The sequence below is a fragment of the Sorangium sp. So ce834 genome, from assembly GCF_051521425.1.
Lineage (GTDB): Bacteria > Myxococcota_A > Polyangia > Polyangiales > Polyangiaceae > Sorangium > Sorangium cellulosum_D.
Genome location: NZ_CP150351.1, coordinates 7,037,214 through 7,059,804, shown reverse-complemented (window position 1 = coordinate 7,059,804; position 22,591 = coordinate 7,037,214). Strand labels below are relative to the sequence as shown.

18 protein-coding genes are annotated in these 22,591 nt (G+C 71.4%); 11 read left to right on the top strand and 7 right to left on the bottom strand.

Going from position 1 to position 22,591, the window contains the following annotated elements; all coding sequences use genetic code 11:
* Window positions 1-48: 48 nt before the first annotated feature.
* Genes WMF20_RS25280 through WMF20_RS25260 form a run of 5 tightly spaced genes read left to right on the top strand, consistent with a single transcriptional unit; the run spans window position 49 to window position 5,418 of the window.
* Entirely contained in the window at window positions 49-1,026 is a 978-nt protein-coding gene (locus WMF20_RS25280) for an ABC transporter permease (RefSeq protein ID WP_437604518.1), read from the top strand.
* 21 nt (window positions 1,027-1,047) lie between these two features.
* The gene (locus WMF20_RS25275) at window positions 1,048-2,001 is read left to right on the top strand and encodes an ABC transporter permease (protein WP_437604517.1); all 954 of its coding nucleotides are present in this window, start codon (window positions 1,048-1,050) and stop codon (window positions 1,999-2,001) included.
* A gap of 37 nt (window positions 2,002-2,038) precedes the next feature.
* Window positions 2,039-2,950 (top strand): ABC transporter ATP-binding protein, encoded by a 912-nt coding sequence (locus WMF20_RS25270; protein ID WP_437604516.1) that lies wholly within the window; start codon window positions 2,039-2,041, stop codon window positions 2,948-2,950.
* Between the two features lie 2 nt (window positions 2,951-2,952).
* Entirely contained in the window at window positions 2,953-4,008 is a 1,056-nt protein-coding gene (locus WMF20_RS25265) for an ABC transporter ATP-binding protein (RefSeq protein WP_437604514.1), read from the top strand.
* An 18-nt stretch (window positions 4,009-4,026) separates the two neighbouring features.
* The gene (locus WMF20_RS25260; protein ID WP_129576808.1) at window positions 4,027-5,418 is read left to right on the top strand and encodes a GH1 family beta-glucosidase; all 1,392 of its coding nucleotides are present in this window, start codon (window positions 4,027-4,029) and stop codon (window positions 5,416-5,418) included.
* Window positions 5,419-5,491: 73 nt separating this feature from the next.
* Here the strand turns inward: WMF20_RS25260 and WMF20_RS25255 are convergent, their stop codons facing one another.
* Together WMF20_RS25255 and WMF20_RS25250 are read right to left on the bottom strand one after the other, a co-directional pair.
* Window positions 5,492-6,682: a GspE/PulE family protein gene (locus tag WMF20_RS25255; protein WP_129576807.1), complete on the bottom strand. Its 1,191-nt coding sequence runs from the start codon at window positions 6,680-6,682 to the stop codon at window positions 5,492-5,494.
* Complete coding sequence (locus WMF20_RS25250) at window positions 6,679-7,755, bottom strand: CAP domain-containing protein (protein ID WP_437604513.1); 1,077 nt, start codon at window positions 7,753-7,755, stop codon at window positions 6,679-6,681. The genes WMF20_RS25255 and WMF20_RS25250 overlap by 4 nt, the downstream gene beginning before the upstream one ends.
* A 131-nt stretch (window positions 7,756-7,886) precedes the next feature.
* Here WMF20_RS25250 and WMF20_RS25245 point away from each other — a divergent pair, with 131 nt between their 5' ends.
* The 4 genes from WMF20_RS25245 (at window position 7,887) to hutI (ending at window position 12,506) form a co-directional block, all read left to right on the top strand.
* Window positions 7,887-8,873, top strand: coding sequence for a DMT family transporter (locus WMF20_RS25245; protein WP_129576806.1), 987 nt, complete (start codon window positions 7,887-7,889; stop codon window positions 8,871-8,873).
* 69 nt (window positions 8,874-8,942) lie between these two features.
* Entirely contained in the window at window positions 8,943-9,953 is a 1,011-nt protein-coding gene (locus WMF20_RS25240) for a zinc-dependent alcohol dehydrogenase family protein (RefSeq protein ID WP_437604512.1), read from the top strand.
* 127 nt (window positions 9,954-10,080) lie between these two features.
* Window positions 10,081-11,196, top strand: coding sequence for a beta-N-acetylhexosaminidase (gene nagZ, locus WMF20_RS25235; RefSeq protein ID WP_437604510.1), 1,116 nt, complete (start codon window positions 10,081-10,083; stop codon window positions 11,194-11,196).
* Window positions 11,193-12,506: an imidazolonepropionase gene (gene hutI / locus WMF20_RS25230; RefSeq protein ID WP_437604509.1), complete on the top strand. Its 1,314-nt coding sequence runs from the start codon at window positions 11,193-11,195 to the stop codon at window positions 12,504-12,506. Before nagZ ends, hutI begins: the two co-directional genes overlap by 4 nt.
* A gap of 15 nt (window positions 12,507-12,521) precedes the next feature.
* On the opposite strand, the gene WMF20_RS25225 is transcribed toward hutI, so the two are convergent.
* The 3 genes from WMF20_RS25225 to WMF20_RS25215 form a co-directional block, all read right to left on the bottom strand.
* Window positions 12,522-13,049 carry a hypothetical protein gene (locus WMF20_RS25225; RefSeq protein ID WP_437604508.1) on the bottom strand — a complete coding sequence of 176 codons (528 nt, stop codon included), beginning with the start codon at window positions 13,047-13,049 and terminating at the stop codon, window positions 12,522-12,524.
* Window positions 13,046-14,413, bottom strand: a complete 1,368-nt coding sequence (locus WMF20_RS25220) for an AAA family ATPase (RefSeq protein WP_437604507.1) — start codon at window positions 14,411-14,413, stop codon at window positions 13,046-13,048. The genes WMF20_RS25225 and WMF20_RS25220 overlap by 4 nt, the downstream gene beginning before the upstream one ends.
* A gap of 115 nt (window positions 14,414-14,528) precedes the next feature.
* A complete protein-coding gene (locus WMF20_RS25215) occupies window positions 14,529-15,404 on the bottom strand; it encodes a hypothetical protein (RefSeq protein WP_437604506.1) in 876 nt (291 codons plus the stop codon).
* Between the two features lie 424 nt (window positions 15,405-15,828).
* Here WMF20_RS25215 and WMF20_RS25210 point away from each other — a divergent pair, with 424 nt between their 5' ends.
* Window positions 15,829-18,180: a Tex family protein gene (locus WMF20_RS25210; protein ID WP_129576803.1), complete on the top strand. Its 2,352-nt coding sequence runs from the start codon at window positions 15,829-15,831 to the stop codon at window positions 18,178-18,180.
* A 72-nt stretch (window positions 18,181-18,252) separates the two neighbouring features.
* Here the strand turns inward: WMF20_RS25210 and WMF20_RS25205 are convergent, their stop codons facing one another.
* Complete coding sequence (locus tag WMF20_RS25205) at window positions 18,253-19,227, bottom strand: alpha/beta fold hydrolase (protein ID WP_437604505.1); 975 nt, start codon at window positions 19,225-19,227, stop codon at window positions 18,253-18,255.
* Window positions 19,228-19,848: 621 nt separating this feature from the next.
* Between WMF20_RS25205 and WMF20_RS25200 the strand changes: the two genes are divergently transcribed.
* Window positions 19,849-20,865: a formin gene (locus WMF20_RS25200; protein ID WP_437604504.1), complete on the top strand. Its 1,017-nt coding sequence runs from the start codon at window positions 19,849-19,851 to the stop codon at window positions 20,863-20,865.
* Window positions 20,866-21,120: 255 nt separating this feature from the next.
* Here WMF20_RS25200 and WMF20_RS25195 read toward each other — a convergent pair whose 3' ends face one another.
* Window positions 21,121-22,413 (bottom strand): hemolysin family protein, encoded by a 1,293-nt coding sequence (locus tag WMF20_RS25195; RefSeq protein WP_437604503.1) that lies wholly within the window; start codon window positions 22,411-22,413, stop codon window positions 21,121-21,123.
* Between the last annotated feature and the right edge of the window lie 178 nt (window positions 22,414-22,591).

Sequence of the window (22,591 nt, the reverse complement as noted above, 5' to 3'; positions counted from 1 at the left end):
CGTCGGGCGTGATCTGATCCGGAGAGCAGGTTAGAAGAGAGAGCTTCCGTGCGTTACCTTCTTCGACAGCTGGGCTTGTATTTCATCGCGGCGTGGGCCTCGCTCACCCTGAACTTCATCATCCCGCGGCTCATGCCGGGCGATCCCGCCTCGGCGATGTTCGCGCGCTTCCGCGGCCAGCTCCAGCCGGAGGCGATCGACGCGCTGCGGAAGGCGTTCGGGTTCACGGGGGAGCCGCTCTACAAGCAGTACATCACCTACCTGGGCCACACCCTGACGGGCGATCTCGGCACCTCCGTCGCGCACTTCCCCGCGCGGGTGACGGAGGTGATCGCGACGGGGCTCGGCTGGACGCTGCTGCTGTCGGGCGCCGCCGTGATCATCAGCTTCGGCCTGGGGACGCTGCTCGGCATCGTCGCGACGTGGAAGCGGGGCGGCCTGCTCGACTCGGTGACGCCGCCCGTCCTGATGTTCCTCGGCGCGTTCCCCTACTTCTGGCTCGCGATGGTGTCGCTCTACCTCCTCGGCTTCGTGCTCGGGCTCTTCCCGCTGCGCCACGCCTACAGCGACACGCTCTCGCCCGAGTGGAGCCTGGAGTTCATCGGGAGCGTGATGTCGCACATGGTCCTGCCCGGCCTGTCGATCGTCGTCGCCACCATCGGCGGCTGGATGCTCGGCATGCGCAGCGCGATGGTCACCGTGCTGTCCGAGGAGTACATCACGATGGCCCAGGCCAAGGGGCTCTCGCAGTGGCGGGTCATGTTCACCTACGCCGCGCGGAACGCCCTCCTGCCCAACGTGACCGGCTTCGGCATGGCGCTCGGCTTCGTGCTCGCCGGCTCGCTGCTCACCGAGATCGTCTTCTCGTACCCGGGGCAGGGCTACCTGCTCATCCAGGCGGTCCGCAACCAGGATTACCCGCTCATGCAGGGGATCTTCCTCACCATCACGTTCGCCGTGCTGGGGGCGAATTTCCTGGTCGACATCATCTACGTCTTCCTTGACCCCCGCGCCCGCGCGCGCTGAGGTCTGGCTCCAGGAGAAGCGATGGCTGCGCAACAAAGCAACAGCGGGGGCGTCTCCCGCGCGGCGGGCTGGTTCCGCCTCCTCCTCTCGAACCGCAAGGCGATGGTGGGCACGCTCATCGTGCTCTTCTTCCTGCTGCTCTCGCTGCTCGGCCCCACGTTCGTGCGCCAGGATCCGCACGCGTTCGTGGGCATGCCGCACGAGGCGCCCTCGGCCGAGCACCTCTTCGGCACGACGGGCCAGGGGCAGGACGTGCTCGCGCAGACGATCGTCGGCGCGCGGACCTCGCTGGCCGTCGGCTTCGCCACGGGCCTCGCCGTGATGGCGATCGGCGCGGTGATCGGCATGGCCGGAGGCTACTTCGGCGGCTGGATCGACAACGTGCTCTCGCTGCTCACGAACGTGTTCCTGATCATCCCCGGCCTGCCGATGGCCGTGGTCATCGCGGCCTACCTGCCGGCCGGGCCGATGACGATCCTGTTCGTGCTCGTCCTCACGGGCTGGGCGTGGAACGCGCGCGTGCTCCGGTCGCAGGTGCTCGCGCTGCGCGACAAGGACTTCGTCTCCGCGGCCCTCGTGAGCGGCGAGGGCAGCGCGCGCATCATCTTCGTCGAGATCCTGCCGAACATGACGTCGCTCCTCATGTCCGGCTTCATCGGCGCCACGATCTACGCGATCGGCGCGCAGGTCGGCCTGGAGTTCCTCGGGCTCGGCGATCTGAGCGCCATCACCTGGGGGACGAACCTCTACTGGGCGAGCAACAACGCCGCGCTCCTCACGGGCGCGTGGTGGACCATCGTGCCCACCGGCGTGTGCGTCGCGCTCGTCGGGTTCGCGCTCACCCTGATCAACTATGCCATCGACGAGATCTCCAACCCGCGGCTCCGCGCGGAAGGGGCCTGGTCGCGTATGCTCAAGAGCCGCAAGGTCGCGGCTGGTCCGTCAACGCCGGTAGTGAGGGCTCATGGCGCCTAGTCCGATTCTCTCGGTTCAGGATCTGCGGGTCGAGTTCATGACCCCGACGGGTCCGGTCTGCGCGGTCGACAACGTCTCCTTCGACATCGCCCCGGGCGAGGTGCTCGGCCTCGCCGGCGAGTCGGGGAGCGGCAAGTCGACGGTGGCGATGGCCATCATGCGGCTGCTCCGCCCGCCGGCGGTCATCACGGGCGGACGCGTGCTCTTCGCCGGGCAGGACGTCCTGTCCATGACCGAGGAGCAGCTCCGCGCCTTCCGGTGGCGGAAGATGGCGCTCGTGTTCCAGAGCGCGATGACCGCGCTCAACCCGGTGCTGACGATCGGCGAGCAGATCGCGGATCCCATCATCGCGCACGACGGCGTGACGCCGGCGCAGGCGATGGAGCGCGCGGCCGCGCTGCTCAAGCTCGTGAACATCGACACGTCGCGCCTGGCGAGCTACCCGCACCAGCTGTCGGGTGGCATGCGCCAGCGCGTGGTGATCGCGATCGCCATGGCGCTCAAGCCGCCGTTCCTCATCATGGACGAGCCCACGACGGCGCTCGACGTGGTCGTGCAGAAGGAGATCCTGCAGCAGATCGCCGACCTCAAGGACCGGCTGGGCTTCTCGATCCTCTTCATCACGCACGACCTCTCGCTCATCGCCGAGTTCTCCACGCGCATCGCCATCCTCTATGCGGGCAAGCTCGCGGAGACGGCCCGCGCCAAGGACCTGTTCAGCGATCCGAAGCACCCGTACACGCAGGGGCTCCTCGGGTCGTTCCCCTCGGTCCGGGGGCCGCGCCGCAAGCTGCAGGGCATCCCGGGCTCGCCGCCGGACATGCGCAACCCGCCGCCCGGCTGCCGCTTCCACCCCCGGTGTCCGCAGGCGTTCGCGACCTGCCAGAACGAGCTGCCCGTCCTCCGTGAAATCGCGCCCGAGCACCGCGGCGCCTGCCACCTCTACTGACGATGACGATGACGCAACCTTATGTCTCGCCTGTCCTCGACGTGGTGCGCCTCGCCAAGTACTTCCCCGTCGGCGGCGGGCTGCGGACGCAGCAGCTCCGGGCGCTGCACGACGCCTCGTTCTCGCTGGCCGAGCGTGAGGTCATCGCGCTGGTCGGAGAGTCGGGCAGCGGCAAGAGCACGATCGCGCGGCTGCTCGCGCGGCTGATGCCGCCGAGCAGCGGACAGATCCTGTTCAAGGGTCGCGACGTGCTGAAGGAGGAGCCGAACCGCGCCTCGCTCGCCTACCGCGGGCAGGTGCAGATGATCTTCCAGGATCCGTTCGGCTCGCTGAACCCGGTGCACACGATCGGCTACCACCTGGAGCGGCCGCTCCTGCTCCACAACAAGGCGCCGAACGCCGCGATCCTCCGGGAGAAGGTGCACGCTCTGCTCAAGACGGTCGATCTGAACCCGCCGGCGGAGGTCGCGGCCAAGTACCCGTACCAGCTCTCGGGCGGCCAGCGGCAGCGCGTCGCGATCGCCCGCGCCCTCGCCGTGGATCCCAGCGTGATCCTCGCGGACGAGCCGATCTCGATGCTCGACGTCTCGATCCGCATGGGCGTCCTCAACCTGATGGAGCGCCTCAAGGAGGAGCGAGGCATCTCGTACCTCTACATCACGCACGACATCGCGAGCGCGCGCTACGTCGCGGATCGCACGATGGTGATGTACGCCGGGCACATCGTGGAGGGCGCGCCCAGCGAGGAGCTGATGCAGCAGCCGGCGCACCCGTACACGAAGCTCCTGCTCTCGGCGGTGCCGGACCCGAGCGGCTCGATCCGCAGCGAGCTCCCGGCCCGCTCCGGCGCGCCGAAGCTCATCAACCCGCCGCCGGGGTGCCCGTTCGCCGATCGCTGCCCGAGCGTGATGAACGCGTGCCGGGAGGCGATGCCCGCGGCCGTCGACGTCGGCTCGGGGCACTGGGTCCGCTGCCACCTCTACTCGCCCGGCTCGGTCGCGCCCTCCGCGCACTACGACCGCAAGGTGCCCGCCTCCGTCGAGGCCGTGCCTGTCTGAGGAGAATTACGACACAACATGCCGTCTCTGAGATTTCCCGACAAGTTCGTCTGGGGGGCCGCGACGTCCTCCTATCAAATCGAGGGTGCCACGAGCGAGGACGGGCGCAGCGAGTCGATCTGGGATCGCTTCGCGAAGACGCCCGGCCAGATCACGGACGGGACCAACGGCGACGTCGCGTGCGACCACTACCACCGGTGGCCTGAGGACATCGCGCTGATGAAGAGCCTGGGCCTGATGGCCTACAGGTTCTCGATCGCGTGGCCGCGCATCCTCCCGAACGGCCGGGGCGCGGTGAACCAGAAGGGGCTCGACTTCTACAGCCGGCTGGTGGACGGCCTGCTCGAGGCCGGGATCGAGCCGTACGCGACGCTGTTCCACTGGGATCTGCCGCAGGTGCTCCAGGACGAGGTCGGGGGCTGGCTGCACCGCTCGACGGCCGACGCGTTCGTGGAGTTCGCCGACGTGGTGTCGCGGAAGCTCGGCGATCGCGTCAAGAAGTGGATCACGCACAACGAGCCGTGGTGCACGGCGTTCCTCAGCTACGAGAAGGGGATCCACGCGCCGGGCATGCGCGATTTCGGCAAGGCGCTGACGGTGAGCCACCACCTCCTGCTCTCGCACGGCCTCGCGGTGCCCGTGCTGCGCAAGAACTGCCCCGGCGCCGAGGTGGGCATCACGCTGAACATGAACTACGCGATGCCCGCGTCGCCGAGCGCCGCCGATTACGACGCGGCCCGCCACTACGACGGGTATTTCAGCCGCTGGTTTCTCGATCCGCTCTACGGCCGGCACTACCCGGCGGACATGATCGCGGACTACATCAAGCTGGGCTACCTCCCGCCGGAGGGGCTGACCGTGTGCAAGCCGGGCGATCTCGAGATCATCGCGACGCAGTGCGACTTCCTCGGCCTCAACTACTACTCCCGGGCGGTGCTGCGGAGCACCACGGTACCCGAGGAGCAGAACCTGCCGAGGACGGTGCACGTCGCGCCCGCGTCCGAGCAGACCGAGATGAACTGGGAGGTGTACCCGGAAGGCCTGCGGCAGCTGCTCATCCGGCTGCACGTGGAGTACGGGGTGCCGAAGCTCTACGTGACGGAGAACGGCGCGGCCTACTCGACCGGGCCGGACAAGAACGGCCGCATCCCGGACGAGCAGCGGCTGAAGTTCCTGCGCGATCACTTCGTCGCGGCGCGGCGCGCGATCGACGCCGGGGCGCCGCTCGCCGGGTACTTCGTGTGGTCGCTGATGGACAACTACGAGTGGGACCGCGGCTACTCCCAGCGGTTCGGCATCGTCTGGGTGGACTACGAGACCCAGCGCCGCATCCCGAAGGACAGCGCGCTCTGGTACAAGGGCGTCATCGCCGAGAACGCCGTCGACGACGGCGCCTCACAGGCCACCTGACCGGCGGCGCGCGCCGCGCGCGGGCTGCGTCAGACGAGCGCCGCTCGCTGCGCGCGGCTGCGTCTGACGAGCGTCACGTCACGCGGAGCACCTCGTCCAGGGAGGTGATGCCCTCCTTCACCCGGGCGAGCCCGGCCTCCCGGAGCGGGACGAGCCCCACCCTGCGCGCGGCCTCCCGGTAGGCGCGCTTCCCCGCCCGCGCCTTGACGAGATCCCGCAGGTCGTCGTCGAGCTCCAGCATCTCGAACAGCCCGATCCGGCCCCGGTAGCCCGTCAGGTGGCACGACTGGCACCCGACGGCGCGCTTCAGCTCGGCGCCCTTCTCGATGAGGACCTCGTCCTCCTCGCCCGTCACGTCGCTCTCGAGCTCGTACGTCTCCGCGCACTCCTCGCAGAGCCGCCGCACGAGCCGCTGCGCGAGCACCGCGAGCAGGGCGTTCGCCACGATCCACGACTCCGCGCCGAGGTCCACGAGCCGCGCGACCGTGTCGACCGCGTCCGAGGTGTGCAGCGTCGACAGCACGAGGTGCCCCGTGAGGCTCGCCTGCAGCGCGATCTGCGCCGTCTCGGGGTCGCGCATCTCGCCGACCATGATCACGTCCGGGTCCTGCCGCAGGATCGCGCGCAGGCCCGTGGCGAACGTGAAGCCCTGCCTCGGGTTGGTCTGCCCCTGCGTGATGTCGGCGAACTCGACCTCGATCGGGTCCTCCAGGGTCACGATGCTGAGCTCGCTGGTCTTCATCACCTTGATCAGCGAGTAGAGCGTCGACGTCTTGCCCGACCCGGTCGGCCCGCACACGACGATGAGCCCCGAGGCGCGGTCCGCGAGCCCCTGGACCCGCGGCAGGTCGCCCTCGGAGAGCCCGAGCTTGTCGAGCGGGATCAGCTGGTGGCTGAGCAGCACGCGCATCACCAGCGTCTCGCCGTGGATGGCGGGGAACGTCGAGGCGCGCAGGTGGATGAGCGGGTGGCCGTAGAGCTCCAGGCTGAACTGGCCGTCCTGCGGCAGGCGCCGCTCGGTCATGTCCATCCGCGCGAGCACCTTGACGCGCGAGGTGAGCGCGGGCGCGATCTCGATCGGGATCTGCCCCTGCGCCACCATCACGCCGTCGACGCGGTAGCGCACGCGGATGCCGTCGCGCTTCGGCTCGACGTGGATGTCGCTCGCGCCCATCGAGACCGCGCGGCGGACCAAGTGATCGAGCACCTTGACCGCGTCGAGCTCCTCCGACGCCGAGGACGCGGGGGGGCGGCTGTGGTTCACCGCGCGCCTCCCTTGCCGCCGACGTCGATCGTGCGGAGCGAGACCATCTTGAGCTCGTTCGAGGGGGGGAACGTCGCCCAGACGCTGACGCCGTAGAGGCCTGGGCGCTTCCGGTCGTCCAGCGGGACCTGGATGTCGAATCGATTGCCGTTCACCTGAAGAGGAATAGGCGTCTTGAAGCCCTTCGGGAAGAACGTCGCGTAGGGCGGCGGGATCGCATATCCGCCCATCTTGAGCAGCTTCTCCGGCGGGATCGGCTTGCCCGCCTCGACCCGCGAGATCCCGACGCCCGCGATCTTCGCCAGCGCGTCGATCTCGCCGGCCACCCGGATCACCTCGCCGACCTTGGCCCGCTTGGGCAGCGGCTGGTACGTCCCGTAGTCGTCGACGAACTCCTGCGCCATGCAGGCGATGTCGAGCCCCTTGGCCTTGGCGAGCCCGACCCCGAGCGACGTGTGCGACGCTGTGAGCACGTTGCGCCGGTGCCCGTCGGCCGGGGGCTTCTCGTTCATGAAGGCGTGGTGGACGCGCTCCAGGCTCTCCGTGGAGAAGCGCGGGTCCGGGTCGAGCTCGCGCGGGATCGCGTCGGCGAAGCAGCCGGCGTTCTCCATGACGAAGCCCTCGCCGCCCGCCGCGGTGTAGCGCTCCTCCGGGACCGCGCCGTCGCTGCCCCAGTGGCCGGTGAACCCCACGCGGACCATGTCCTCCGCGTGCCGCCGCCCCGCGCGCGCCGCGGTCTCGTCCCACCGGACGGGCGGCAGCTTGTGCGCCTTCCGATCGCGGTTCACCAGCTCGAGCACGTACCGCCCCGCCTCCGCGCGGGTCATCAGCTTCCCCGGCGCGGGCGGCGCCGACGCGGCCTGCGCCGGGCCGCCGCCGCCGGGCTCGGCGCCCGCGGCCTCGCCGCCCGAGGGCCGCGCGCCCTCCTCCGCCGCCGCCTCGGCGGTCAGGTCCCACGGCGGCCCCTCGGCCGGCGCGCTCCCGGCGCTCGCGCCGCACCCGAGCGCGTGGGCGCCCGCGGCGATGAGCCCCAGCCAGGGCGCCCCGCGCCAGCGCTCCCGCCGGCCGCACATCGCTCCTGCTCTTCGACCTCTCCTCGTGATCGCGCGCATCACTTCGACGGTAGCGCCTCGCTGTCGCGCGCGCACCAGGGAGCGCCGCCCTCGCGCGCGCGGCGGCGTGCGCGGCGGCGAGGTGGTAAGCGATGCGCCTCGTGAGCACGTCGTCGTCGTCGTCACAGGGTGCGGTCGCCGCGCACCCGCCCGGGGCCTCCGCGATCGTCCTCGCCGCGGAGCGCGAGGGGCGCGCGGCGCACCCGACCGCGGGCGTCCTGTGGATGATCCTGGCCCAGGCGCTCTTCGCCGCGATGAACGTCCTCGCGCGGCTCTCGTCGGCGGGCGCCCCGTGGCCCGAGGTGGCGGCCTCCCGCACGCTCGTGGGCGCGGCCACCGCGCTCGGCGTCGCGCTCGTCCGCCGGGCGCCGCTCTCCATGAGCCGCGGCGACCGGCGCCTCACGTGGGCGCGCTCGCTCTGCGGCACCGGCGCGATGCTCTGCAGCTTCTACACGCTGGGCACGCCGGACATCGCGCTCGGCGACGCCGTCACGCTCGGCGCGACGAGCCCGATCTTCGTCGCGCTCCTCGCGCCGCGGATGCTCGGCGAGCGGAGCAGCCCGCGCCTCTGGCTCGCGACCGTGCTCGCCTTCGCCGGCGTCGCGCTGGTCGCCGCGCCGCGGCTCGCGATCGCGGGCGAGGTCGCGCTCGTCGCCACGCTCGGCGCCGTCTTCTCGGCGTTCGCCATGATCTGGCTGCGCCGCATCGGCGGGAGCGGGACGCGCGCGAGCCCCGAGTCGATTGCGCTGCACTTCTCGCTCGTGGCGAGCGCCGCGATGATCGCCCTGTCGATCCCGGTCTTTCGGGCGCCCGACGCCCTCGGCCTCGTCCTGCTGGTCGGGACGGGGCTCGCCGGCGGCCTCGCGCAGCTCGCGATGACGCGCGCCTACGCGCTCGACAACGCGGCGCGCATCGGCGCGATCGGCTATGTCGGGGTCGTCCTCTCGCACGTGCTCGCCGCGGCCTGGCTCGGCGAGATCCCGTCGGCGCGCCAGCTGCTCGGCACGGCGCTCGTGATGGCGGCCGGCCTCTGGCTCGCCGCCCAGGCGATGCGCGACGCGCGGCGCCGCCCGCGCTGACGCTCGCGTTGCCGCGTTGACCGAGTCCAGCCCTCATGAGATAGCCACCTCCGCTCAAGGAGGATCCGCATGAAAGCGTTCGCCATTCAGGGTTCGTTCGGCCTCGACGCGCTCCGCCCGATGGACCTTCCGGATCCGAAGCCCGGTCCCGGGCAGATCGTCCTCCGGATGAAGGCCGCGTCGCTCAACTACCGCGATCTGCTCGTGACGAAGGGCCTCTACAACCCGAAGTTCTCGCTGCCGCTCGTCCCGCTCTCCGATGGGGTCGGCGAGGTGATCGACGCGGGGGAGGGGGTGACGCGGGTGAAGGTCGGCGATCGCGTGTCCCCGATCTTCCACCAGCGCTGGATCGACGGGGAGATCTCCTGGGCCAAGACGAAGGGGGCGCTCGGCGGGGAGCTGCCCGGGGTGCTCGCGGAGCAGGTGCTCGTGGATCAGGAGGGGGTCGTCGCGGTCCCGCCGCACCTCACGGACGAGGAGGCGGCGACGCTGCCGTGCGCCGCGGTGACCGCCTGGAACGCGCTCTTCGCGTCGAGCCACCTCAAGGCGGGGGACACGGTGCTCGTGCAGGGGACGGGCGGCGTCTCGATCCTCGCGCTCCAGCTCGCCCGGCTCGCGGGCGCCCGCGTCATCGTCACCTCGAGCAGCGATGAGAAGCTCGAGCGCGCGCGGTCGCTCGGCGCGTCGGAGACCATCAATTACCGCGCGACGCCCGACTGGGACACGCAGGCGCTCGCGCTCACCGGCGGCGCGGGGGTGGATCACGTGGTCGAGGTGGGCGGCGAGGGCACGATCGCCCGGTCGCTCCGCGCGGTGCGGATCGGCGGGCGCGTGAGCCTCATCGGCGTGCTCTCGGGCGGCGCGCCGGCGCTCAACCTGTTCCCCTTCCTGATGAAGCAGATCACCGCGCAGGGCATCTTCGTCGGCTCGCGCGCGATGTTCGAGGACATGAACCGCGCGATCGCGGCGGGCGGCCTCCGGCCGGTCGTCGACCGGGTGTTCCCCTTCGCCGAGATCCGGCAGGCGCTCGATCACATGGCGAGCGGCGGACACTTCGGCAAGATCGCGCTCCGGTTCTGACGGGGCCGGCCGCGGCGCGTGGCTCCCGGCCGGCGCGCCCCTCAAAAGTGGCCTCGTCGGCCCGAGTCGTTTACGAACGGACGCTGCGGCCAGCCACGCGCCTGCGCCGCGCGAGAGGTGGTGGACGGTGCAGCTCGATCTGGCGCTCGAGGTCCTGTGTGGTCAGCTCATCGTGGGCGGTTTCGACGGCGCCGAGCCGCCGCCCCGGTACCTCCGGGCGCTCGTCGAGGGGCGGAGGGGCGGCGCGATCCTGTTCCGGCGCAACGTCCCCGACATGGCCGCCACGCTGCGGCTCTCCGCGGCGCTCGCCGCGGCGTGCGGCCCGGATCGGCCTCCCTTCCTCGGCATCGATCAGGAGGGGGGCCGCGTCACGCGGCTCCCCGCGCCGTTCTTGAAGCTGCCGCCGATGCGCTCGCTCGGCGATCTCATGGATCTCCCGCTGCTGCGCCGCGCGGCGCGCGCCGTCGCGGCCGAGCTCCGGGCCGCCGGCATCAACCTGAACTTCGCCCCCGTGCTCGACGTCGACTCGAACCCCGCGAACCCGATCATCGGCGATCGCGCGTTCGGCCGCGACCCGCGCGCCGCCGCGGAGGGCGGCGTCGCGTTCCTGGAGGGTCTCCAGGAGGAGCGCGTGCTCGCGTGCGGCAAGCACTTCCCGGGGCACGGCGACACCGCGCTCGACAGCCACCTCGCGCTCCCGACCATCGCCCACGGCCGCGGCCGCCTCGAGGAGATCGAGCTGCCGCCGTTCCGCGCCGCCTGCCGCGCCGGGGTCGCGTCGCTGATGACGGCGCACATCGTCGTCGAGGCGCTCGATCCGGGCGTGCCGGCGACGCTCTCCCGCGCCGTCTGCACCGGCCTCCTGCGCGGCGAGATCGGCTTTCCGGGCGTGCTCTTCTCGGACGACCTCGAGATGGCCGCGATCGCGGCGCACCATCCGGTCGAGGAGGCCGCCACCGCGGCGATCGAGGCGGGCTGCGACGCGCTGCTCGTCTGCAAGGACGAGGACTTGCAGGATCGCGCGCACGAGGCGCTCGTGCGCAGGGCCGAGCGCGATCCGCGCTTTCGCGAGCGCTGCGCCGAGGCGGCCGGCCGCTGCCTCGAGCTGCGCCGGCGGTGCCCGCCGCGGCCGGTCGACTCGCCCGAGGCGCTCGCCGAGGTCGTCGGCGGGCCCGCGTCGCGGGCGGTGCTCGCGGACATCGAGCGGGCGCAGGCCGCGCTCGCGGCCGGGGCGGCGACGTGACCGCGCCGCCGGGGGGCGCGCCGGCGGACGCCGCGCCGGCGGGGGCCGCGCCGGCGGAGCTCGCGCGGCGCCCCGATCGCGCCTTCGCCATCGTCGCGCGCCGGCTCGTCACGTGCGATCCGTCCCGCGCCTCGGCCGGCGACCCGCTCGGGGTGATCGAGGACGCCGCGATCGTCGTGCGGGGCGGCGCCATCGAGGCGGTCGGGCCGCGGCGCGAGGTGCTGCGGCCCGAGGCCGGCGTGCCGGTCGCGATCGAGGCCGCGGGGGTCGTCACGCCCGGGCTCGTCGACGGCCACACGCACGCGCCCTGGGTCGGCTCGCGGGACGCGGAGTACGCGGTCCGCATGGCCGGGGGCGACTACGAGGCGATCGCCGCGGCGGGCGGGGGCATCGTCGCGAGCATGCGCGCGGTGCGCGCCGCGACGGCCGGCGAGCTCGCCGGGGCGCTCCGCGCCCGCCTCCGCCGGATGGCGGCGCTCGGCGTGACCGCCGTGGAGGCGAAGAGCGGCTACGGCCTCGACGAGGCCTCCGAGCGCAAGCAGCTCGAGGCGGTCGCCGAGGCGGGGAGGGACGCGCGCCTGCCCCGCGTCGTGCCGACGTACCTCGCCCTGCACGCGCTGCCGCCGGAGGCCGGCGGCGATCGCGCCGCCTACGCCGGCGTCGTCGCGCGCTCCTGGCTGCCCGCGACCGCCGCGGCCGGCCTCGCGCGCTACGTCGACGCCTACATCGACCGGAGCGCGTTCTCGGTCGCCGAGGCGCGGCCGGTGCTGGAGCGGGCGCGCGCGCTCGGGCTCGGCGTGCGCGTGCACGTCGGGCAGTTCGCGGACGTGGGCGGCGCCGAGCTCGCGGCCGATCTCGGCGCCGCGTCGGCGGATCACCTCGAGCACGTCGCGCCCGCGGGCATCGCGGCGCTCGCCCGGGCGGGCGTGGCCGCCGCGCTCTTGCCGGTGGCGAGCTTCACGCTGCGGCAGGAGCCACCGCCCGTCGCCGCGCTCCGGGCCGCCGGCGTCCCGATGATCGTCGGCAGCGACGCGAACCCCGGCACGGCGCCGACCGAGAGCCTCCCGCTCGCGCTCGCGCTCGCGGTGCGCCTCTACGGCCTCACGGTCGCCGAGGCGATCCTGGGCGCGACGCGCGAGGCGGCGGCCGCGCTCGGCCTCGCCGGCGTGTGCGGCGCCGTGCGGCCGGGCCTCCGCGCCGATCTCGCCGTCTGGGACCTGCCGCACGAGAACGCGATCGTGCAGCCCTGGGGCGCGCCGCGCGCCCTGGCCGTGCTGCGCGACGGCGAGGTCATCGCGGCGGGCGGGTGAGGCGCGGCGTGCGCCTCACCGCGGCGATCCGAGCTTCCAGACAGGGTCGTCCGGCGCCTGCGCCGCGAGCCAGGCGACGCAGTCGGTGCTCGTGGGGTTCGCCCAGTGGACGCTGCGCAGATCGGCGACCGAGGCGGCGAGGACGGCGAAGTGCCTCCTCACCTTCTCGTCGAGCGAGAGGACGCGCCTATCGGTGGCCAGGGCGGCCTCGACGAGGAGCATGTCCTTCGCGACCGCTTGGCGTGCATCCTTGTCGAGCAAGGCCTTCGCGGCCTTTCGCGTCGGCCCGTGCTGCTCGGGCGCAACGTCCCGGACCCGTCGGCTCGAGCGCATCTTGTAGAACCAGCGCCGAGCGAACGAGCTCCAGTGGCGCTCCCACTCGGCGAGGAGGGCGGGGGACATCGCCAGCATGAGGCCGGCCTCTCGCAGCGCGATCAGCGCGTCGAGGCATGCAAGGGCATGGAGGTCCGCGGCGCCTTGCTTGCCGCAAGAGCGCGCGACGGACGTGTCGACCACGATCGCTACGGCCCGCTTCTTCCTCACGCGCCGGCTGCCCGGAGCGAGGCGCGGAGGTAGCTGCTCTCTACATCCAGCTCCACGTCGGCGAAATCCTCCGGCCAGTCGCCGAACGCTCCCTGCTCGTCCAGGTCCGCAGCGGTCACGTGCGTGGCCCCCGCCTTGTCGCGGGCGAACCAGTGAAGCTTGACGAGCGTCGGATCCGCTCCCCGGGCTACCTCGAGCTGCACGCCTTTCAGGAGCAGGTTGCTATGAGTCTCGACGACCACGATGACGCCGCGCTGCGCCGCCTCCAGGAGACATCGGGCCAGGGCGACCTGCGCGCGCGGGTGCAGGTGGATCTCGGGTTGCTCGACGTAGATGATCTGTCCCGGGTCTGCGCTGAGGAGGGCGACGAGGAGCGGAAGCGTCTGGGAGACCCCGACGCCCACGTCGGCCACGTTGACGAGGTCGTTGGCGCCGCCCGGAGCCGGCGAGGGCAGCCGTCCCACCCGAACCTCGACGTGGGTGGCATCGATGCGGCGCGCCTCGGCCTTCCAGGACAGGCCGAGCAGCGCAAGGTACTCCCCGAGCTCGCGCTGCCTCACGTCCTTCTGCTCCTGCCAGGACGCGATCACGCTGGCGGTGTAGTGGTGGAAGCTCCCCGGGAACGAGCGGCCGACCTCCGTGAGCGGATACGAGCGCTCGGGGTTTCCGCGCAGCCCGGGGAGGTGAATCATGCGCTCGATATGACCCGGCACCGCAGGGCCCAGCCATTGCGGAGGAAGGATGGATCCCCAGTCATACCCGCCAGGGCCCGTCAAAGTCACAGCGAGAAAGCACCGATTTCTCTGGACCCCCAGCTGAAGCTTGATGCTTGGATTCACCGGAGTCGCGAGCCTGGAACGTTTGTTCAAGGCTCGCAGCTCTCGTGAGCTCATCTCTTCGCGGAGAACTCCCTGGTGCTTGGGGAAGGCATCGAGGTCGTCGAACTCCAGCCGATCGAGGGCGATGTCATGCGGCCGGTCTCCGCGTCGGAAGACGAGGGACATCTCTTGCCGTGATCCCGTGCGAGGTCCGTGCGACCAGTCCACTCCACGGAACCCGATCGAAAACTCCTGCGCCGTGTCGCCCTTCCGCGCGCCTCGCCAGAAGAGCTGTTCGACGTCGGTGAAGCGGACGTTCGGGCCGTCGAGGCGGAGCGGCCCGGGATCGAACGGAGCGTCCAGGGTCTGCTTCAGCAGGAGGAGCGCCTGCATGACCGAGGATTTGCCCGAGCTGTTCCTCCCCGCGAGCAGCGTGAGCGGGCGCAGCGCGACCTCCGTCCGGTCGCGCAGCGACTTGAAGCCGCCCACGAAGACGCTCGTGATTTGCGGCGGCTTCTCCGCCCGTTTTTCTTTGGCTTTGGCCATGGCACCCGGCTTCACGACGTGCAGCGTTCCTGGGGGTTGTCAAGCGTACCATGCCGAGCTTGCACGCCGCGCGCGCCCAATGCCGGGGCCACGCGAGCAGGTGCCGGTTTTCGTCTCAGCCCCCGTCCCGTATGCCGTCGCCGACACCCTCGCCGGTTCCGTCGCCGTTCGGCCTCTTCGCCTTGCGGGCCGCGCGCGAGAGCAGCGGGGGGACGTGCTCGTCGACCTTGTCGACCCAGAGCCACATGCCGGCGCGGCGCAGCTGCTCTTCGTGCCGCAGGCTGAGCAGCGTCCAGAGCCGATCGCGCGCCTCGACCGCGTCCTTCACGGCGGCCGGCGTCTTCGCCCTCGCCCCCTTCGGCTTGAGGAGCGCGAGCAGCTGGTTGCCGACGGTCGACGCCTCGTCGATCTGCGCCCTCGTCACCGCGGTCTTCCCCCGGAGCTCCGCGGCGTGGTCGCGGAAGAGCTGCGCGAGGTCGACGCAGTCCTGCACCATGTCGCGCGCCCCCGAGCCGGCCATGATCTTCTTCACCCTCTGCGCGGGCAGGACGCCCGCCTTCATCAGCGCCACGGCGGCGCTGAGCAGCACGTCGCGGAGCTCGTGCGCGCGCTTGAGGAGCTTCTTCGCCGTGCCCGGCGACGAACGATCGACCTGCGCCGCGGCATACACCAGGCCGAGGGCGAGGCGCCGGAGCGATCGCATCGCGTCGAGGTCGAAGGGCGCCGGGAGCTTCAAGAGGTCGGCCTCGCGCGAGCTCACGGCGTCGAGCCCTACGCTGATGTTGTGATGGATGAGCGCGGCGTCGGCGCGCAGCGGCCGGATCTCGCGCGCGGGGATGCCCCGCGCTTCCTGCAGGAAATCGGCCGCTGCTTCGGCCGAGCCCTCGATCTCGCTGGACGCCGCTCGACGCGCCGCGCCCTCGCTGGCCGTCTTCCTGTCAGCGCTCGTCTTCTCTTTTCTGGGTGTCTTCTTCGCAGGTGCCTTGGGCATTGTGTCTCCTCGCTTCAGCGGGTCTTCTGCCTGGAGGATAAGCGGGTCGTCACAGGGGCGAAAAGTGCTCCGCACGGACGCGGCGAGACGGGCTCGCCGCTGGCGAGCCCCGCGCTCGACCACGGCGCGGCGGTCGCGCGAGGGTCGCCGACCTTGCGGCGAGCACAGGGAAGCGGTCGCGCGAGCGTCGCCGACCTTGGAATGACCACGCCGCAGCGGTCGCGCCAAGGTCGCCGACCTTGCGGCGAGCACAGGGAAGCGGTCGCGCGAGCGTCGCCGACCTTGCGGCGACCACGGCGCAGCGGTCGCGTGAGGTTGCCGAAATTGCCGGGTGGCTACGCTCGTTGCGGTGCGCGCGCGCCGCGCTTCCGGGCTATGTAAGTCAAGCCTGGACGCGCGTGCACCCTGCGCGTATGCCGCGCCCATGACTGAGACGCAGAGCCCTGTCGCTGTCCCGAGCCGCACGGACGGCTCGTTCGATCCCGTCCCGCTCCTCGCCGAGGAGCTGAGCCTCCCGCGCCAGGGGGTCTCGGCCGTGGCCAAGCTGCTCGCCGAGGGGGCGACGGTGCCGTTCATCGCCCGCTACCGCAAGGAAGCGACCGGCGGGCTCGACGAGGTGCAGATCCGCGCGATCGAGGAGCGCCGCGCCTACCTCCTCGAGCTCGAGGAGCGCCGCGCCACGGTGCTCGCGGAGATCCAGAAGCAGGGCAAGCTGAGCGACGCGCTCGCGTCGAAGATCCGCGCCTGCCGCACCAAGGCCGAGCTCGAGGACCTCTACCTGCCCTTCAAGCCGAAGCGCCGCACGCGCGCGATCATCGCGAAGGAGCGGGGGCTCGAGCCGCTCGCGGATCGCATCTGGTCGCAGGTGGAGGACGGCAGCCCCGAGGAGGAGGCCCGCGCCTTCGTCAGCGCCGAGAAGGAGGTCCCCGACACGGCGGCCGCCCTCGCCGGCGCGCGCGACATCTGCGCCGAGCGCATCGCCGAGCACGCCGACGTGCGCAAGCTGGTCCGCGACGCCTACGCGAAGGAGGGCGTCATCAAGGTCCAGAAGAACGAGGAGCACGAGGGCAAGCAGACGAAGTTCGACATGTACGCGAGCTTCGAGGAGCCCGTCGCGAACATCCCGTCGCACCGCTACCTCGCCATCCGCCGCGGCGAGGCCGAGGGCGTGCTCCGCGCCGCGATCGAGCTCGCGCCCGAGCCGCTCGTCCCGCCCATCCACGCGGCGGTGGGGCTGAAGCCGAAATCGCCGTGGGCCGGCGAGCTCACGAAGGCCGCGGACGACGCCGTGAAGCGGCTCCTGCTCCCGGCGGTGCAGAGCGACGTGCGCGTCGACCTCAAGATGCAGGCCGACCGCGCCGCGGTCGAGGTCTTCGCCCAGAACCTCCGCGAGCTCCTCCTCGCCGCGCCGTTCGGCACGAAGGCGGTGCTCGGCATCGACCCGGGCCAGCGCACCGGCTGCAAGTGCGCCGTCGTCGACGAGACCGGCAAGCTCCTCGAGCACACGACGATCTACCTGGTCGGCAGCAGCGACGCGCTCGAGCGCGCGCGGCAGGACCTGCGCCGCATCTGCCGCAAGTACCCGCTCCGCGCGGTCGCGGTGGGCAACGGCACGCACGGCCGCGAGACCGAGGCGTTCGCGAAGGACGTGCTCGCGTCGGAGGGCTTGAAGGAGATGTTCTGCGTCCCGGTGAGCGAGGCGGGCGCGAGCGTCTACTCGGCGAGCGAGGTCGCGCGCGAGGAGTTCCCCGACCTCGATCTCACGGTGCGCGGCGCGATCAGCATCGCCCGGCGGCTGCAGGATCCGCTCGCGGAGCTCGTGAAGGTCGATCCGAAGAGCATCGGCGTCGGCCAGTACCAGCACGACGTCTACCAGGGCCTGCTCGCGCGGAAGCTCGACGAGGTGGTGGAGAGCTGCGTCAACCTGGTCGGCGTCGAGCTCAACACCGCGAGCGCCCCGCTGCTCGCCCGCGTCGCCGGCATCGGCCCGAGCCTCGCGAAGAAGATCGTGGCCCACCGCGACCTGCACGGCGCGTTCAAGAGCCGCAAGGGGCTGCTCGACGTGGCCGGCGTCGGCCCGCGGACGTTCGAGCAGGCGGCGGGCTTCCTCCGGGTGCGGGGAGGGGAGCACCCGCTCGACGCGAGCGCGGTGCACCCGGAGCGCTACGGCCTCGTCGAGCGCATCGCGACGGATCTCGGCGTGCCGGTCGGGTCGCTCATCGGCGACACGGCGGCGATCGCGCGGATCGATCCCAAGAAGTACCAGTCCGGCGACGTCGGCTCGTTCACGCTGAACGACATCCTGAGCGAGCTGAAGAAGCCCGGGCGCGACCCGCGCGCCACGTTCGAGCCGCCGAAGTTCCGCGACGACGTGCGGACGATGGAGGATCTCAAGCCGGGCATGGAGCTCGAGGGCGTGGTGACGAACGTGACGGCGTTCGGCGCTTTCGTCGACATCGGCGTCCATCAGGACGGCCTCGTGCACGTCTCGCAGCTCGCGGATCGGTTCGTGAAGGATCCGAACGAGGTCGCGAAGGTCGGCGAGAAGATCAAGGTGCGGGTGCTGGAGGTCGACCTCGTGCGGAAGCGCATCTCGCTGACGGCGAAGAAGGGCGGCGCCCCCGCCGGCGCGCGTCCCCAGGCGGGCGGCCCGCCTGCCGGCGACGCGCGCGGCCGCAACGACGGCCGCAAGCCGGCCCAGGGGCAAGGGAAGGGGCAGGGCGGCTCGGCGGGGGGATTCCGGAACAATCCGTTTGCGGATCTGCTGCGGAAGTAAGAGGCGAGCCCCCGCCGGTATCCGTCTCCCGTCTCCCGTCCCCCGTGCTCCTCTTCGTGCGCGTGCGCGTACCTAGAACCCGTGATCCGCGAAGAACCGCTCGATCCGGAGCGAGACGAGCTCCGGAAACTCGAGCGCGGTCGTATGGGTCCCTCCGCGGACCACGAGGATCTCGGCCAGCGGAATCCGCCGCGCCATCGACTGGACCAGCGCCCGGGGCGTGAACGCGTCGCGGTCGCCGGTGATGAGCAGCGTCGGGACGTCGACGTGCTCGAGCACCTCCTCGGCGTCGTGCGTCCCCAGCGCGCGCAGGTTCTGGAGGAACGCTTCCAGGTCCACGCCGCCGAACGGCTCCACCAGCTCCGCAAACACCTCGCTGTCGAGCGTCTTCCCGAGCATCCCCAGCCGCCTCAACCACGGCACGGCGTCCGCCTGGCCGATCGTGCGGCGCGTCATGCGGCTCGTGGCCGTGTGAGCGCGCGCGGCGAGCGCCACGAGCGGCGGGAACAGCCGCCCGAGGCCCGGCAGCGGCCCCATCGTTTCGAGCGGCGGGCGATGCGTTCCGTTCAGCAGGACCAGGTTCGCGGCGAACCCCGGCAGCCGGCGGAACGCCTCCAGCGCGACCTGGACACCCATGCTCCACGCCATGAGCGAGCCGTGCCGGACCCCTTCGGCCTCGAGGATCGCCTCCAGGTCGCGGACGTGGCGCGCGACAGCGTAGGCGTCCGGAGCGTCCGGCGACGGGCGCTTCGAGGCGTACATCCCGCGGTAGTCCCACGTGATGAAGCGGTACTGGTCGGCGAGGTACTCGATCTGCGCCCGCCAGGCGAGGTAGGGCCCGCCGAGCCCGTTGACGAGGACCACCGACTTCGCCCCTTCGAACGGCGGCGGCGTCACTCGGTAGGCGAGGTCGGTTCCATCAAAGCTCGTCACCCGGCGGGTTTCCATCCGGAGCGGCGGTCGTCGCGGCGGCGATGCCTGCCGGTCCTCGCCGGGGGAAGAAGGGGGCGGCGCTTGCCGACCCCCGCCGAACTTGAACGAGACCATGCGCCCCTGCTTCCTACCCGGTCCCTCCGCGGAGGGCCATGCTGCCGATGACCGCCTGCGTCACGGTCGGGAGAGGCCTCACACCCCGGCGAGCGCGCTGCCGCGGATCGCGGCGGCGGAGCGGCGTCGCGCGGCGGCGGAGCGGCCTGGCGATCGCCTGCCGAAACACATCCCGCGCCAGCATCGCCATCGCGTTGACATTCCAGGCGGCGCGCCGCTAACGTGCCCGGCGGGTCGTCCGCTCGCCCGGCGCTCCCGTTGTGTTGCTGATCTTTTCCTGCCCGCTCCCATGTCGGTCCGCTGGAGGCCGGCCCGTGTCACCTCCTGTCGCCGCTCGCGCGGGAGCAGCTCCGGTTCGGGCCGTGGTGGGTCGGTTCCCTCGGGCGGGCTGGAAGTTTCAGGGCGAAGTGGTGCAGCGATCCCGTCCCCGAGGAGCCGATGGCTGAAGAAAAGAAGAAGAGCAAAATCGATCTGAAGGCTCGGCTTGGCAAAACGTCGATAGGCGGGGCACCGGGAGCGGCCGTCCCCCTCCCCGTGCCTGGCCCGCAGCCCGGATCGGGGCCGCCGCCCGACGGGAGCCCGGTCCCGGGTGGCGTGCCCTCGCCGAGCGCGCGGCCGCCGATGCCGTCCGTGGGAGGCATCGCGCCCCCGCCGGGCATCTCTCCAGGCATCCCGCTGCCTCCGTTCGCGGCGCAGCCGCGCCCCGTGATCCCGACGCCCCCGCCGAAGCCGACGGCGGCCGCGCAGACCATCAAGGTCGAGGTCGGCGAGGAGGTCGAGCAGGAGCGCCGGAAGGCCTCGAAGAAGACGGCGCTCTACGCGAGCCTCGCGGCGGTGGTCGGCATCGCCGTGGGCTTCGCGGTCGGCGGCGCGAAGGAGCGCGGCGATCGCGGCAAGGCCGCCGTCGAGGGCGCCGCGGCGCTCGAGAAGGACGTGCGCGCCGCGAACGACAAGATGCAGGAGCTGAACAAGAAGCTCGAGGACGCCGCCGCGCAGCTCGCGCAGAAGACGTTCCCCGCGCAGCTCACGACCGAGCTCGGCGCGATCAACGTCCCGTTCGACGCCACCAACCTGGAGGGGAAGCAGATCGGCAGCCTCCCGGGCCGGGTGATGCGCTCGCTGCTCGCCTACACCACGTCCGTCCAGGATCTCAACAAGACCAAGGACAGCCTCAAGAACCTGCTCGCGGCGGCGCAGGGTCCCGTCGAGAAGTCGTGGAAGGAGGCGGACGAGCCGGTGGTGAACTTCTCGGTGGTCTTCCGCCGGGACGGCGACAAGACGCTGGCCGAGCTCGTTCCGAACAAGGCGCCGTTCCCGTTCGGCAAGGACTGGCCGGCGAAGTACACGGTGACCCGCCTCGAGCGGACGCAGCAGGGCCTGAAGCCCGCCGAGAAGGAGGCCACCCGCTGGACGAAGGGCGATCTCGCCGGCGGCGACCTGCAGGTCCTTCCGGTCGATCCCCAGTCGGTGGCTGCCTTCACGAGCGAGCAGATCGTCTTCAAGCTGCGCAGCGCGATGATCGACGTCCGCCAGCTCCTTGAGGGCAACAAGGACAACCCCGCCACCGAGACGCCCGGCCTCATCAAAGAGGGCGACGATCTCGCGAACGAGCTCCGCAAAATCTCCCTCGCCCGCTGAGCGACGCGCGCCCGCTTCGGATACGGGCCCACCTCGGCGTTTTCGGTGCTCGGCGTACGAGAGTACGCCTGTGCGCCGAAAACGCCGATCTGGGCCCGTCTCCTGTGCGGGCGCGCGCCGCTCGGCCGCGGCAGAGCAGAGCAGAAAGCCGGGCGGCTCGGCAAGGCCGCTCCCGTGCGACGGCCGCCGATTCAAGCCATCCGTACGGATCGACTCGACCGCTTCAGGCGGTCCGTCCGGTCGGACTCGGCCGCTTCAGGCCGCCCCGCCGGCGCCCATCGCTCGCGGACGGACGATCTCCACCTTGCCGATGTGACGCTCGTCGCTGTCCCGCACGATGAAGCGCAACCCGAACTTGCTCACGGCCGTGCCCACCTCGGGCACCTTGCCCACATGCTGTGTGAGCATGCCGCCGAGCGACTCGTACTTCCCCTCCCGGTCGAGCTCCGCGCCCAGGTACGCCGAGAGATCGCTCATCGACACGGCCGCGTCGGCGACCAGACGGCCGTCTCCGAGATCCTGGATCGCCGCCCCGTCGTCCGTCTCGTCGTGCTCGTCCCGGATGTCGCCCACGATCTCCTCGAGCACGTCCTCCAGGGTGACAATCCCGGACATCCCGCCAAACTCGTCGACCACGATGGCAAGGTGCTGTCGCCGGCTCTTCATCTCCCGCAGCAGCGAGGAGAGCGGCTGCGACTCGGCGACGAAGTTGGCAGGGCTCCGCGTGATCTCCCGGAGCGTCGTGTTCTTGAGCCGCCGCTCCTCGAGGACCTTGAACAGGTCCTTCGCGTAGAGAAGACCAGCGATGTTGTCGATCTGATCCTTGTACACCGGATACCGGGAGTGACCGCTCTCGGTCACGATCTCCAGCACCTTCTCGAGCGGAGTGGAGATCTCGATCGCCTCGACCTTGGACCGCGGCACCATGACGTCCCGCGCCGTGCGATCGGCGAACTCGAGCACATTCCGGATCATCTCCGCCGGTTCTCGCCCGAACAGGCCAGAGCGCTCGACCTCATCGACCAGGATCTCGACCTCCGCCTCGGCGACCCGCGGATCCGACGGCTGCTCCCCCTCCCGCGGCCCCAGCTTGGAGCCGATCCAGCCGAGCGGCACGGCGAGCGGCAGCATCGCGATCTCCAGCGGGCGCAAGAAGCGGACCGCCATCGACGCCGCTCGATCGGCGTGCTTGCGGCCCAGCGTCGAGCTCACCTCGTACAGGGCCCCGCTGACGACGATCGTCGTCGCCAGCCCAAGCACCAGGGCCACCTCGGGGAAGCTCCGACGGAAGAAGAGGTCGAAGCAGGCGGCGGTCAGGCTGGTCGATACGACCCAGCCGAGCAGGTAACGGGAGCGAAGCTTGGCGTCTTCTTGACGAATCCGCTCGTAGGCGGCCTTCGTGGGGCCCGTCGACTGCTCAATCAGCGCGCCGAGCCTCGTCGCGCTCAGCGTCGTCAGTGCGGTGTCGGCGCCGACGAACAGCGAGCCAAGTACAGCGGAGAGAACTGCAGCGCCGAGCGCTGGCAATGGAACGATATCGGGACTCAAACCGAGGCTCCTAACGGACGAATCGTAACGGAACAGGCGAGGGGAGCGCAACCGGACCCGGGCGCGAAATCTCAGGAGATGACGGATCCTCGCGCATTCTCCGGACTCGATGCAAGACAGACTCCCAGGCTCGGCCGTCTGCGCCGAGCTCGTCCAATGACATGATCCGTGGATCTGC

Excerpts from the sequence above, each read along its gene's own strand:
- WMF20_RS25275 (WP_437604517.1), top strand. The coding sequence starts at position 1,048 with ATGGCTGCGCAACAAAGCAACAGCGGGGGCGTCTCCCGCGCGGCGGGC.
- WMF20_RS25270 (WP_437604516.1), top strand. The coding sequence starts at position 2,039 with ATGACCCCGACGGGTCCGGTCTGCGCGGTCGACAACGTCTCCTTCGAC.
- WMF20_RS25265 (WP_437604514.1), top strand. The coding sequence starts at position 2,953 with ATGACGATGACGCAACCTTATGTCTCGCCTGTCCTCGACGTGGTGCGC.
- WMF20_RS25260 (WP_129576808.1), top strand. The coding sequence starts at position 4,027 with ATGCCGTCTCTGAGATTTCCCGACAAGTTCGTCTGGGGGGCCGCGACG.
- WMF20_RS25250 (WP_437604513.1), bottom strand. The coding sequence starts at position 7,755 with ATGTGCGGCCGGCGGGAGCGCTGGCGCGGGGCGCCCTGGCTGGGGCTC.
- WMF20_RS25245 (WP_129576806.1), top strand. The coding sequence starts at position 7,887 with ATGCGCCTCGTGAGCACGTCGTCGTCGTCGTCACAGGGTGCGGTCGCC.
- WMF20_RS25240 (WP_437604512.1), top strand. The coding sequence starts at position 8,943 with ATGAAAGCGTTCGCCATTCAGGGTTCGTTCGGCCTCGACGCGCTCCGC.
- WMF20_RS25220 (WP_437604507.1), bottom strand. The coding sequence starts at position 14,413 with ATGGCCAAAGCCAAAGAAAAACGGGCGGAGAAGCCGCCGCAAATCACG.
- WMF20_RS25215 (WP_437604506.1), bottom strand. The coding sequence starts at position 15,404 with ATGCCCAAGGCACCTGCGAAGAAGACACCCAGAAAAGAGAAGACGAGC.
- WMF20_RS25210 (WP_129576803.1), top strand. The coding sequence starts at position 15,829 with ATGACTGAGACGCAGAGCCCTGTCGCTGTCCCGAGCCGCACGGACGGC.
- WMF20_RS25205 (WP_437604505.1), bottom strand. The coding sequence starts at position 19,227 with ATGGTCTCGTTCAAGTTCGGCGGGGGTCGGCAAGCGCCGCCCCCTTCT.
- WMF20_RS25200 (WP_437604504.1), top strand. The coding sequence starts at position 19,849 with ATGCCGTCCGTGGGAGGCATCGCGCCCCCGCCGGGCATCTCTCCAGGC.